At 64.3% G+C, this 12,383-nt stretch carries 8 protein-coding genes; 3 read left to right on the top strand and 5 right to left on the bottom strand.

Annotation, left to right across the window (positions count from 1 at the left end; translation table 11 throughout):
- Positions 1-7 precede the first annotated feature (7 nt).
- On the bottom strand, positions 8-1,132 hold the full coding sequence (gmd, locus tag DVH29_RS08100; protein ID WP_114645667.1) for a GDP-mannose 4,6-dehydratase: 1,125 nt from the start codon (positions 1,130-1,132) through the stop codon (positions 8-10).
- 179 nt (positions 1,133-1,311) lie between these two features.
- On the opposite strand from gmd, the gene DVH29_RS08095 reads away from it, so the two are divergent.
- Both DVH29_RS08095 and cueR read left to right on the top strand, forming a co-directional pair.
- Positions 1,312-3,816: a heavy metal translocating P-type ATPase gene (locus tag DVH29_RS08095; protein ID WP_114645666.1), complete on the top strand. Its 2,505-nt coding sequence runs from the start codon at positions 1,312-1,314 to the stop codon at positions 3,814-3,816.
- Positions 3,816-4,214 carry a Cu(I)-responsive transcriptional regulator gene (gene cueR, locus DVH29_RS08090; RefSeq protein WP_114645665.1) on the top strand — a complete coding sequence of 133 codons (399 nt, stop codon included), beginning with the start codon at positions 3,816-3,818 and terminating at the stop codon, positions 4,212-4,214. Before DVH29_RS08095 ends, cueR begins: the two co-directional genes overlap by 1 nt.
- A gap of 10 nt (positions 4,215-4,224) precedes the next feature.
- Here cueR and DVH29_RS08085 read toward each other — a convergent pair whose 3' ends face one another.
- Genes DVH29_RS08085 through DVH29_RS08070 form a run of 4 tightly spaced genes read right to left on the bottom strand, consistent with a single transcriptional unit; the run spans position 4,225 to position 8,228 of the window.
- Positions 4,225-5,367: a metal ABC transporter permease gene (locus DVH29_RS08085; RefSeq protein WP_114645710.1), complete on the bottom strand. Its 1,143-nt coding sequence runs from the start codon at positions 5,365-5,367 to the stop codon at positions 4,225-4,227.
- Complete coding sequence (locus DVH29_RS08080) at positions 5,360-6,490, bottom strand: metal ABC transporter permease (RefSeq protein WP_114645664.1); 1,131 nt, start codon at positions 6,488-6,490, stop codon at positions 5,360-5,362. The genes DVH29_RS08085 and DVH29_RS08080 overlap by 8 nt, the downstream gene beginning before the upstream one ends.
- 5 nt (positions 6,491-6,495) lie before the next feature.
- Entirely contained in the window at positions 6,496-7,263 is a 768-nt protein-coding gene (locus tag DVH29_RS08075) for a metal ABC transporter ATP-binding protein (RefSeq protein WP_114645663.1), read from the bottom strand.
- A complete protein-coding gene (locus DVH29_RS08070; RefSeq protein WP_114645709.1) occupies positions 7,260-8,228 on the bottom strand; it encodes a metal ABC transporter solute-binding protein, Zn/Mn family in 969 nt (322 codons plus the stop codon). The genes DVH29_RS08075 and DVH29_RS08070 overlap by 4 nt, the downstream gene beginning before the upstream one ends.
- Positions 8,229-8,521: 293 nt before the next feature.
- Between DVH29_RS08070 and metH the strand changes: the two genes are divergently transcribed.
- Complete coding sequence (gene metH, locus DVH29_RS08065; RefSeq protein WP_114645662.1) at positions 8,522-12,301, top strand: methionine synthase; 3,780 nt, start codon at positions 8,522-8,524, stop codon at positions 12,299-12,301.
- Positions 12,302-12,383 lie beyond the last annotated feature (82 nt).

The following is a 12,383-nucleotide window of genomic DNA, read 5'->3' as shown; positions in this document are numbered from 1 at the left end:
CATGGCCTCATCCCTCGATGCTGACGGGGAGGGCGAGGCCATGGTCGCGCAGCAGCGCGTGGCGGCGGGCAGCGGCATAGTCGGTGGCAACCATTTCGCTGCACATCTGCCGCGCGGTTATCTCCGGGTTCCATCCGAGCAGGCGTCTGGCCTTTGCCGGATCGCCGAGCAGGGACGGCACTTCGGCGGGCCGGATATAGCGGGGGTCGATCCGTACGATCGTATCGCCGACCGAAACGCTGGGGGCACGGCATTTGTCTACGGCCGTGACGACGCCGATCTCGCGCAGGCCCTTGCCTTCGAACGCGAGCATCATGCCCAGTTCCTCGGCGGCCCAGGTGATGAATTCACGCACCGAGTGCTGTCGGCCGGTGGCGATGACGAAATCCTCGGGGCAATCCTGCTGCAGCATCAGCCATTGGGCGCGGACGTAGTCGCGGGCATGACCCCAATCGCGCAGCGCATCGATATTGCCCATGAACAGGCAGGTTTCGAGGCCGAGCGCGATATTGGCGAGGCCGCGGGTTATCTTGCGGGTAACGAAGGTTTCGCCGCGCCTCGGGCTCTCGTGATTGAACATGATGCCATTGCAGGCGAAAAGGCCAAAGGCCTCGCGATAATTGACGGTGATCGCATAGGCATAGAGCTTGGCGGCGGCATAGGGGGAGCGGGGGTTGAAGGGGGGGGTCTCGCGCTGCGGGGTTTCCAGTGCGTGGCCGAACATCTCGGATGTCGAGGCCTGATAGAAGCGCGTCTTCTCCTCGAATTTGAGAAAGCGAATGGCTTCGAGGAGGCGCAGCGTGCCGATCGCGTCGATATCGGCGGTATATTCGGGCGCTTCGAACGACACCGCCACATGCGATTGCGCGCCGAGATTGTAGATTTCGTCGGGGGCGACATCGGCGATGATGCGGGTCAGGGACGAGGTGTCGGAAAGATCGCCATAGTGCAGCGTCAGCCGCGGATCGTTGCTGTGGGGGTCCTGGTAGAGATGATCGACCCGCTGGGTGTTGAACAGGGAGGCTCGGCGCTTGATGCCGTGGACGGCATAGCCCTTGTCGAGCAAAAGCTCGGCGAGATAGGAGCCATCCTGCCCGGTTATTCCCGTGATGAGGGCCGTTCTCGTCGTCATGTCTCCCCCAACATGATCGCGAACGCAGGGCCATGAACCTTATTCCGGCCATCGCGCTCTCACTGTTGCATATTGGCAGGATATCTCAAGCGCTTCGTTTTTTGCCGGCTCTGCCTCTTGACCTTACCATGGTGGGAAGGTGCATATGAGGGGCGGTTACCGATCAAGGACTGCGCATCATGAGCCAGCTCGATATTTCCCAGCCCGTTTCCACGCTCGATTTTCCCATCGCGGGCATGTCGTGCGCGTCTTGCGTCGGGCGCATTGAAAAGGCCATTCGGGCCGTTCCCGGCGTTGCGGACGTCTCGGCCAATCTCGCGACGGAGTCGGCGCGAGTGGCTTTCGACAGCAAGCCCGATCCGGCTGCTGTCCTTGCGGCCGTTCGGGGCGCCGGATATGAGCCGGCGCCCAGCGATACGCTCGTGCTCGATATCACCGGCATGACCTGTGCTTCCTGCGTGAACCGGGTGGAAAAGGCGCTGCAGGCCGTCGACGGGGTTTTTGGCGTCTCGGTCAATCTGGCGACGGAGCGGGCCACGGTCGACGTTCTGCATGGCGCCGTGGATCGGCGCCGGCTGGTCCAGGCGGTCGAGGAGGCGGGATATGGCGTTCGCGCGGTCGAGGAGACCGACAGGTCCGGCGACCGGGAGCGGGAAAAGGACGCGGAGACGCGGGCGCTGGGCCGAAGCACGCTGTTCGCCGCCGTGCTCACCGCCCCGCTGTTCATATTGGAGATGGGCTCGCATTTCGTGCCGGCCATCCATACGCTGATCATGAATACGATCGGCATGCAGGCCAATGCCCATCTGCAATTCGTTCTCGCCACCATCGTGCTGGCCGGGCCGGGCCGGATGTTCCTCGTCAAGGGCTATCGTAATCTTGCGCGGATGGCGCCCGACATGAATTCCCTCGTCGCGCTGGGCACTTCCGCTGCCTGGGGCTTTTCGGTCGTTTCCACCTTCGCGCCGCAGATCCTGCCGGGGGGCTCAGGCCATATCTATTTCGAAGCCGCCGCGGTCATCGTGACGCTGATCCTTCTGGGCCGCTATCTCGAAGCGCGGGCCAAGGGGCGGACCAGCGCGGCGATCAAACGGCTGGTAGGGCTACAGCCACGCGTCGCGCGGGTCGAGCGCAATGGCGAACTGGTGGAGATCGCCATCGAGGACGTCGCCGTGGGCGACCGGATGCATGTGCGCCCGGGCGAGCGGGTGGCCGTCGATGGGCGCGTGGTGTCCGGCACGTCCTTCGTCGATGAATCGATGATCACCGGAGAGCCCGTGCCCGTGGAAAAGTCCGAGGGCGCGGAAGTCGTGGGCGGCACGGTCAATGGCGCCGGCGCCTTCCTGTTCGAGGCGACCCGGATCGGCCGCGATACCGTGCTGGCCCAGATCATCGCGATGGTCGAGGCTGCGCAGGGCTCCAAGCTGCCGATCCAGTCGATGGTCGACAAGGTCACTTCGGTGTTCGTTCCGGCGGTCATGGCAGCAGCGGCGCTGACCTTCGTCGTGTGGCTGATCTTTGGCCCTTCGCCGCAATTGAGCTTTGCGCTGGTCAACGCCGTCGCCGTCCTCATCATCGCCTGTCCCTGTGCCATGGGGCTGGCGACGCCGACATCGATCATGGTGGGTACCGGGCGCGCGGCGGAACTGGGCATCCTGTTCCGCAAGGGCGAGGCGCTGCAAAGTCTGCGCGGGGCCGATGTGGTGGCCTTTGACAAGACGGGGACCCTTACCAAGGGGCAGCCGGAACTGAGCGATCTGATCGTCGTCGACGGGTTCGACGAAGACGAGGTACTGGCCTTGATGGCCGGGGTCGAGCAGCATTCCGAGCACCCGATCGGTGCGGCGATCGTACGGGCGGCACGCGAGCGGTCACTGACGCTCGGGCAGGTCACCAACTTCGTGGCCGCGCCGGGCTATGGGGTTGCGGGGACCATAGACGGTCGCGCCATTCTGGTCGGCGCCGGTCGGGCCTTGCTGCGCGCCGGCGTTGCCATCGATGCGCTTGCCGGCGAGGCCGGGCGGCTGGCCGATATGGGCCGCTCGCCGATCTATGCGGCGATCGATGGGCGGCTCGCGGCCGTCATCGCCATTGCCGACCCGATCAAGCCCACCTCGCGCGCGGCGATCGATCGCTTGCATGCCTTGGGGCTGTCGGTGGTCATGGTCACCGGCGACGGCGAGGCGACGGCGCGGGCCGTGGCGCGGGAGTTGGGCATTGACGAGGTCGCCGCAGAGGTGCTGCCCGGCGGCAAGGTGGATGCCATAAGGCGTCTGCGCGGCGAGGGCCGGAAGCTGGCCTTTGTCGGCGACGGGATCAACGATGCACCGGCGCTGGCCGAGGCCGATGTGGGGATCGCGGTGGGCACCGGCACCGATATCGCCATAGAGAGCGCCGATGTCGTCCTGATGTCGGGCGATCTCAACGGGGTCGCCGATGCCATCGCCATGAGCAAGGCGACGATCCGCAACATCAAGCAGAACCTCTTTTGGGCCTTCGCCTACAACACCATATTGATCCCGGTGGCGGCGGGCGTCCTCTATCCGGTCAGCGGCATCCTGCTGTCTCCGGCCCTCGCCGCGGGAGCGATGGCCCTGTCGAGCGTCTTCGTCCTGGGCAATGCCCTGAGATTGCGGCGCTTTGCGGTTCGACCCGGGCGGCATGCGGAAATGGAGCGTGGATGATGAATATAGGAGAAGCGGCGCGGGCCTCGGGCGTTTCAGCCAAGATGATCCGCTATTACGAGTCGATCGGGCTGATCGCGCCGCCGCAGCGCACCGATGCGGGATATCGGGTCTATGACGAGAGCGACGTCCATACCCTGCGCTTCGTCAGCCGGGCGCGGGATCTGGGGTTCTCGGTCGAGCAGATGCGCGAGCTGCTGGCCCTGTGGCAGGACCGACACCGGGCCAGCGCCGATGTCAAGGCCCTGGCCCTGACCCATGTGGAGCGGCTTGAGGAAAAGGCCCGTGCGCTGCAGGAGATGAGCGCCACCCTGAGGCATCTGGCGGAGAACTGCCACGGGGATGGCCGTCCCGACTGCCCGATCATCGATGCGTTCGCCGGAGAGCAGCGGGCCTGATCGAGCCCGTTCAGTTGGCGGGCGCCTGCGACCAGGGCTCGAGCACTTCGCGGGCCGTGGCGCGGCCTTTCGGCGTCAGGACCAGCAGGTCGCCGGAACGCGATATCAGCCCGTCGTCAAGGCTTTTGAGCAAGGTCTGACGGGCTTGTTCCGGGCTCCAGTGCAGATGTTCCGAAAGGGCGGCAGCGACGTTTTCCTCGCTGGCATTGGCCTCGCCCTCATGATTGTAGAGATGCACCGCGAGGGTGCGGCAGGCATTCTCGCCGCGCCGCCGTTTCCGGCGCAGCCATTGGGCGAGGATGCCGTAGCGCGGGCCAGCCAGCAGTGCGAGGGTGAAAAAGCCGCCCGTCATCAGCGCCATCATGCCGCCGATCGAGGCGTTGAGCAGCACCGCCAGCCAATAGCCGGCGATCGCCGAAGCGATGGCGATGGCGCATCCTATGACCAGCATCAGCCAGAGTCGGTCGGTGAGCAAATAGGCGGCGGCCGGGGGAACGATGACGAAGGCGATAAAGAGGATGGCGCCAACGGAATCGAAGGCGGCCACGGCCGTGCCGCTCAAAAGGCCCATGGTGGCATAGGCGAGGAGGCCGGGCATGAAGCCAAGTGCCCGGGCCAGCGCGGGGTCGAATGTCGAGAGTTTGAGCTCCTTGTAGAACAAGGTGATGAAGGCGAGATTGAGCAGCGCCATGGTCCCGGTCCAGATGACGGCCTCGGGAATGAGGAGCCCGCCGAGTTCCATGGTGTCGAGCCAGACGAAGCCGATCTCGCCCAGAAGGACGGTATGTTGGTCGATATGGACGTTTCGGGCGTAAATATTGATCAACAGGACGCCTATCGAGAACAACAGGGGGAAGACCAGTCCGATGGCGGCGTCCGATTTCACCTTGCGGGTCGACACGAGGAATTCGGTCAGCGCCGCGGTCAGGAGGCCGGTGAGCGCCGCGCCGATGATCTGAAGCGGCCCGCTGGCCTGACCGGTCAGCAGCCAGACGATGATGATGCCGAAAACGATCGAGTGGCTGATGGCGTCGCTGAGCATGGCCGCGCCGCGCAGCACAAGGAAGGTCCCGACCAGCGAGGCGGCGATGCCGACCAGGGCGCCGGTCAGCATGATCATGGCGTCGGGGCTGTCGAAGAAGGCCTCAAGCATGGTCCTCTCCATTTTCGGTACGGTCGGCCTGGGCGGCGGCGATGCCTGCCTGCGTCAGCTTCCAATGCGCCGTGGTTTCCGGCGCGTGCCGGGTTTGCGTGACGAGGGCGCGATCTTCCAGGCGCTTGAGGGCGGCATGTGTTCCGAACCCGTGATAGGCGTCGATCATCCCCTGTTCGGCGCGATAGGCGGGATCGTTGTGCTCGGCGGCGAGCCTGTAGAGGGTGGAGAGCACTTGGCGGGCGCGCAGGTGCTTGCGGTTTTCGTATTGGCGGAGCGCCTCCCAGACGATGCCGCGCTGCGGCGCCAGCAGGAGAGAGGCGAGCACGAGGACCGAAATGGCGATGACGATCAGGGGGCCTGTCGCCAGTCCCCGCGCCGTGGCGCTGACCAGGGCGCCGAACACGCCGGCGGCCATGCCGAAAAAGGCGGCGAGCCCGACCATGGTGCCCAACCGGTCCGTCCATTGCCGCGCTGCGACGGCGGGGGCGATGATCATCGCGGCCATCAACACCACGCCGACCATCTGCAGGCCGACCACAACGGCCAGGGCGATCATGGTGGTGAGGAGGACGTCGAGGGCGAGGACGGGCAGGCCCAGAGTGGCGGCGAATTGAGGGTCGAAGGTGACCAGCTTGAATTCCTTCCACAACAGCCCCACCAGGATCACGGCCAAGGCGGTGATGGCGCCCATTACGTAGAGATCGGAGCGCAGGATCGCCGCGGCCTGGCCGAACAGGAAGGATTCCAGCCCACCCTGCGCCGCATTGCCGGTGGACTGGATCATGGTCAGCAGCACGATGCCCAGGGCAAAGAAGACCGAGAGCGCGATGCCGAGGCTGGCGTCGGTCTTGAGCCGCGTGGTGCGCCCCAGCATCAGGACGACCAGGGCCGCCGCCGCTCCGGTGAGCAGCGCGCCGCCGAGCAGGAAGGGCAGGCTGCGACTTCCCGCGACGAGAAAGCCGATGCAGATGCCCGGCAGGGCGGCGTGGGAGAGGGTGTCGCCGAGCAGGCTCTGCTTGCGCAATACGGCAAAGCTGCCCAACACGCCGGAAATGATTCCCAGCAGCATGGCGCCGACGACGACGTTCTGGATGGTGAAATCGGAAAGAAACGCGATCATCGGACTTATTCCGCCAATTGGGCGGAGTGGTCGAGCAGGGCGATCTGCCCGCCATAGGCGCGGCGCAGGTTGTCGGCGGTGTAGACCTCGGAAACCGGGCCCTGGGCGATGACGCGCACGTTGAGGATCACCAGCCAGTCGAAATAATTCCGCACCGTTTGCAGGTCGTGATGGACGACGATCACCGTCTTGCCGCTGTCGCGCAATCCGTGCAGCAGCCTGACGATGGCCCGCTCGGTGGTGGCATCGACCCCGGCCATGGGTTCGTCGAGAAAATAGACATCGGCCTCCTGCACCAGGGCGCGGGCGATGAAGACGCGCTGCTGCTGCCCGCCTGAGAGCTGGCTGATCTGGCGATCGGCGAAGTCGAGCATGCCGACCTGTTCGAGCGCTGCGCGCGCCCTTTCCTTCTCCTTGCGGCCCGGGCGCCTGATCCAGCCCAACTGGCCGTAGAGCCCCATGGTCACCACGTCCAGCGCGGTGGTGGGGAAGTCCCAATCGACGCTGGAGCGTTGCGGCACATAGCCTACGCGCCGACGCTGCTGGCGATAGGGGAGGCCATGGATAGTGACGTGGCCGGCGGTGGGCTTGACGAGATCGAGGATCGACTTGATCAGGGTGGACTTGCCCGCCCCGTTGGGGCCGACAATGGCCGCCATGACGCCGGGTGGGATATCGAAGTCGATATCCCACAGAACCGGCTTGGACTGATACGAGACCGTCAGGTCCTCGACATGGACCGCAAGGCCCGGCTCATGCAGTTGGTCCATCATTCAGCAGCCATGGCCCATTTTTCGCTCCAGTCGCCCAATTCGTCCGGCAGGGCGGGCGGCGTGCCGCCCAGTGCCGTGACGATGGTGATCGTGTTGGCGTGGATCATCCCGATATAGGTGCCCTCGGCGGTGTTGTCGTCACCCATGGCATCGGAAAACAGTTCGCCGCCCACCTCGATATCCTGCCCCGCATCGCGCGCGGCGGCAATCACGGCCTCGACGGTGCGGGGGTTTATGGTCGATTCTACGAATATGGCGGGAACGCCGCGCCGGGCGATCAGTTGCGCCGTCTGGCGGATATCGGCGATCGCCGCTTCCGCCTGGGTCGAAATACCCTGGATGCCAGCGACCTCGATGCCGTAGGCGCGGCCGTAATAGGCGAAGGCATCGTGTGCGGTGACCAATATCCGCTGCTGTTCGGGGATGGTGGCGACGGCCGCGCCCACCCAGTCATGCAGGGCTTCGAGCTGGGTCTCGTAATCGGCCGCATTGGTGGCAATGGCGTCGGCGCAATCGGGCCGGGCCTCGGCCAGCGCCTGGGCCACGGCGGGAACCGTCTCCGCCCATAGGGACACATCCATCCACACATGCGGGTCGACGCCATAGGAATCATCGGTAGCGATCAATTGCCCCCTGTCGATGCCAGCTTCTGCGGCGGCGAGGGTCGGGACGCGCGCGCCGTAGCGCTCGAGCACATCGGCAAGCTGGCCTTCCAGAGAATAGCCCGAATAAACGATCAGCGCGGCATGGTTAAGGGTCTGAACATCGTTCGCCGTTGCCTGGTAGAGATGGGGGTCGATGCCCGGCCCCATCATGACGTCGACTGCAACGCAGGCGCCGCCGACCTCGCCGACCACGTCGCCGATCATGCCGACGGTGGCGACGACGTTCAGGGGGTCTTGGGCGAGGGCGGGAAGCGGACCGAGGGCAAGGGCGAAGGCAGCAAGGGAGCGAAGCGTGGGCATGAAGGATTGATCCGGTTGGTGAGGTTGGCTGAACATGACAATCATTCGCAACAACGTCAAGAGTTTTTGCGAATGATTTGCATCTAGGCTTGTCGCATGGCGGTGGAAGCCGAAAGGACCTATCCTCGTCGAACCGTTTTCGTCCGCTCTGCGTTTGACATAAAGATTTCTTTATGTCTCTTAGAGCGAGCCGATTTGCGGCCCGTCGAATGAATGGACTTGATGACATGTGTAACGCTCCCGGATGTACGCACCGCCCCACGCATAGTGCTGCTGAAGGACGCATGGGGGGCATGGGGGGGAGCAGCGAACACGGCACGGTGGCGGTTGTCGCGCTTCGGCCGGGAGCGGGACCGCAGCGCAGCGCGGGGGAAGGCGAAGAGATCCTCGCCGCCCTGACCCAGGCGGCGCGCGAGCGCATTCTGGTGCTCGACGGGGCCATGGGCACCATGATCCAGAAGCACAAGCTCTCGGAAGAGGATTTCCGCGGCACCCGCTTTGCCGATTGGCACAAGCCGCTTCAGGGCAATAACGACCTGCTGGTGCTGACCCGGCCGCAACTGATCGAGGACATCCATTTCGAATACGCTCTGGCGGGGGCGGATATCTTCGAGACTAACACTTTTTCGGGCACCACCATCGCCCAGGCCGATTACGGCATGGAAGCGCTGGCCTATGAGATCAACGTCGCGGGGGCACAGATCGCCCGGCGCGCCGCCGAGCGGGCGCGAGCCGAGGACGGGCGGCGGCGTTTCGTGGCCGGGGCGGTGGGGCCAACCAATCGTACAGCGTCGATTTCCCCCGACGTCAACAATCCCGGCTATCGCGCCGTCACCTTCGACGATCTGCGCATCGCCTATGGCGAGCAGATCGAGGGGCTGATCGATGGCGGTGCCGATATCGTCCTCGTGGAAACCATCTTCGATACGCTCAACGCCAAGGCCGCCGTCTTTGCCGCCGAGGAGGTATTCGAAAAGAAAGGCATCCGCCTGCCGGTGATGATCTCGGGGACCATCACCGATCTGTCAGGCCGTACGCTTTCGGGGCAGACCCCGACCGCGTTCTGGTATTCGCTGCGCCACGCGAAGCCGTTCACCATCGGGCTCAATTGCGCGCTGGGCGCCAATGCCATGCGGGCGCATCTGGCGGAAATCTCCGATATTGCCGACACATTGGTGTGCGCCTATCCCAATGCCGGCCTGCCCAATGAATTCGGCGAATATGACGAAAGCCCCGAATTCATGGCCGAACAGATCGAGGGCTTTGCCCGCGACGGCTTTCTCAACGTCATCGGTGGATGCTGCGGCTCGACGCCCGAGCACATCGCGGCCATCGTCAGTGCGGTCTCCAAATATCCGCCGCGTCCGATCCCCGAGATCGAGCCGCGCCTGCGGTTGTCGGGGCTCGAGCCGTTCACGCTCACCGACGACATTCCCTTCGTCAATGTGGGCGAGCGCACCAACATCACCGGCTCGGCGCGGTTCAAGAAACTGATCACCGGGGGGGATTTTGCGGCGGCGCTCGACGTCGCGCGCGACCAGGTGGAGAACGGCGCGCAGATCATCGACATCAACATGGACGAGGGCCTGATCGACAGCCAGCAGGTGATGATCGACTATCTCAACCTCGTCGCGTCGGAGCCCGATATCGCAAGGGTGCCGGTGATGGTCGATTCCTCGAAATGGGAGGTGATCGAAGCGGGGCTCAAATGCATCCAGGGCAAGCCCATCGTCAATTCCATCTCCATGAAGGAGGGGGAGGAGAAATTCCGCGAGCAGGCCCGGCTGTGCCGGCTCTACGGCGCGGCGGTGGTGGTGATGGCGTTCGACGAGACCGGGCAGGCCGATACCAAGGAGCGCAAGGTCGAAATCTGCACCCGCGCCTATCGCATCCTCGTCGATGAGGTGGGTTTCCCGCCCGAGGACATCATCTTCGATCCCAACGTCTTCGCCATTGCCACGGGCATCGAGGAGCACGACAATTACGGCGTCGATTTCATCGACGCGACCCGCGAGATCGTTGCGACACTGCCGCATGTCCACATCTCGGGCGGGGTTTCAAACCTCTCCTTCTCGTTCCGCGGCAACGAACCGGTGCGCGAGGCGATGCATGCGGTGTTCCTCTACCACGCCATCAAGGCGGGGATGGACATGGGCATCGTTAATGCCGGGCAATTGGCGGTCTATGATTCCATCGATCCGGAATTGCGCGAGACCTGCGAGGACGTGGTGCTCAATCGCCGGTCGGATTCGACCGAGCGGATGTTGGACCTTGCCGAGCGCTATAAGGGGCAGGGCGGCAAGGAAGCCAAGGCCAAGGACCTGTCCTGGCGCGAAAAGCCGGTCGCCGAGCGGATTTCCTATGCGCTGGTCAATGGCATAACCGAATATATCGTCGGTGACACCGAGGAAGCGCGGCAGCTTTTCGAACGGCCGCTGCACGTCATCGAAGGCCCGCTGATGGATGGCATGGGCATCGTGGGACAGTTGTTCGGATCGGGCAAGATGTTCCTGCCGCAGGTGGTCAAGTCGGCCCGCGTCATGAAGCAGGCGGTCGCCTATCTCCTCCCCTTCATGGAGGCGGAGGCCGATGGCACGCGCCAGAGCGCCGGCAAGATCCTGATGGCGACGGTCAAGGGCGACGTCCACGATATCGGCAAGAACATCGTGGGTGTGGTGCTGGCCTGCAATAATTACGAGATCATCGATCTGGGGGTCATGGTGCCCAGCCAGACCATTCTCGACACCGCGCGCAAGGAAAATGTCGACGCGATCGGGCTTTCGGGCCTTATCACCCCCTCGCTCGACGAGATGGCCCATGTGGCCGCTGAGATGGAGCGCGAGGGGTTCGATATTCCGCTGCTGATCGGGGGGGCGACGACCAGCCGCGTCCACACGGCGGTCAAAATCCATCCGCGCTACAATCGCGGCACCACGGTCTATGTCAAGGACGCCTCGCTGGCGGTCAATGTGGTCTCCAAGCTGCTCTCCAAGGATGCGGCCAACGATTATGTCCGGACCATCAAGCAGGAATACCAGACGGTGATCGCCAAGCATCGCAAGGGCGAGGCGGACAAGAAGCGCACCGCGCTTGCCGAGGCGCGCGCCAATGCGTTCAGGCCGGACTGGTCCGGCTATGCGCCCAAGGCGCCCTCTTTTCTCGGCACGCGGGCCTATCAGGATTGGGACCTGGCTGAACTGGCGCGCTATATCGACTGGACGCCGTTCTTTCAGGCCTGGGAGTTCAAGGGCGTCTACCCCAAGATTCTCGAGGACGAGCGGCAGGGTGAGGCGGCGCGCCAGCTCTTTGCCGATGCCCAGGCCATGCTCAAACGCATCGTCGAGGAGAAATGGTTCACGCCCAAGGCGGTCGTCGGTTTCTGGCCGGCCAACCGGGCGGGGGACGATGTGCGCCTGTTTACCGACGAGTCGCGGACCGAGGAACTGGCGACGTTCTACACCCTGCGCCAGCAGCTTTCGAAATCGGGCGACAAGCCCAATGTCGCGCTGGCGGACTTCATGGCCGAGACGGGGACGCCCGATTATGTCGGGGGCTTCTGCGTCACGGCGGGGTTCGAGGAGATCGAGCTGGCGGAAAAATTCGACGACGCCAATGACAATTATTCCTCCATCCTCCTGAAGGCCTTGGCCGACCGGTTCGCCGAGGCCTTCGCCGAGCGGCTGCACGAGGTGGTGCGCACCGAACTCTGGGGCTATTCGGACGAGAGCTTCGAGCCCCAGGAGCTGATCGGCGAGCCCTATCAGGGCATTCGTCCGGCGCCCGGCTATCCGGCCCAGCCCGACCATACGGAAAAGACCACGCTGTTCCGCCTCATGGAGGTGGAAAAGCAGATCGGGGTGCAACTCACCGAAAGCTATGCCATGTGGCCGGGTTCCTCGGTGTCGGGGCTCTATTTCGCCCATCCGGACAGCTACTATTTCGGCGTGGCGAAGGTCGAGCGCGATCAGGTCGAGGACTATGCCGCCCGCAAGGGCATGGCCATCGCCGAGATCGAGCGCTGGCTCGGCCCGGTGCTCAACTATATCCCGGGCAGCGAGAAGGCGGCGGGTTGAGACCTGGCGGCGGGCCGGTGGCGATTCCACCGGCTCGACATCCTGCCAGCAACTCACTATGAAGCCATGTAAAATCGGATGG

The organism is Pelagibacterium lacus (assembly GCF_003345525.1).
GTDB lineage: Bacteria > Pseudomonadota > Alphaproteobacteria > Rhizobiales > Devosiaceae > Pelagibacterium > Pelagibacterium lacus.
This window is presented reverse-complemented; position numbering and strand designations above follow the sequence as displayed.

Bases quoted from the DNA above. Each gene is read 5' to 3' on its own strand.
- gmd (WP_114645667.1), bottom strand. From the start codon at position 1,132: ATGACGACGAGAACGGCCCTCATCACGGGAATAACCGGGCAGGATGGC.
- DVH29_RS08070 (WP_114645709.1), bottom strand. From the start codon at position 8,228: ATGCCCACGCTTCGCTCCCTTGCTGCCTTCGCCCTTGCCCTCGGTCCG.
- metH (WP_114645662.1), top strand. From the start codon at position 8,522: ATGGGGGGGAGCAGCGAACACGGCACGGTGGCGGTTGTCGCGCTTCGG.
- cueR (WP_114645665.1), top strand. From the start codon at position 3,816: ATGAATATAGGAGAAGCGGCGCGGGCCTCGGGCGTTTCAGCCAAGATG.
- DVH29_RS08075 (WP_114645663.1), bottom strand. From the start codon at position 7,263: ATGATGGACCAACTGCATGAGCCGGGCCTTGCGGTCCATGTCGAGGAC.
- DVH29_RS08095 (WP_114645666.1), top strand. From the start codon at position 1,312: ATGAGCCAGCTCGATATTTCCCAGCCCGTTTCCACGCTCGATTTTCCC.
- DVH29_RS08085 (WP_114645710.1), bottom strand. From the start codon at position 5,367: ATGCTTGAGGCCTTCTTCGACAGCCCCGACGCCATGATCATGCTGACC.
- DVH29_RS08080 (WP_114645664.1), bottom strand. From the start codon at position 6,490: ATGATCGCGTTTCTTTCCGATTTCACCATCCAGAACGTCGTCGTCGGC.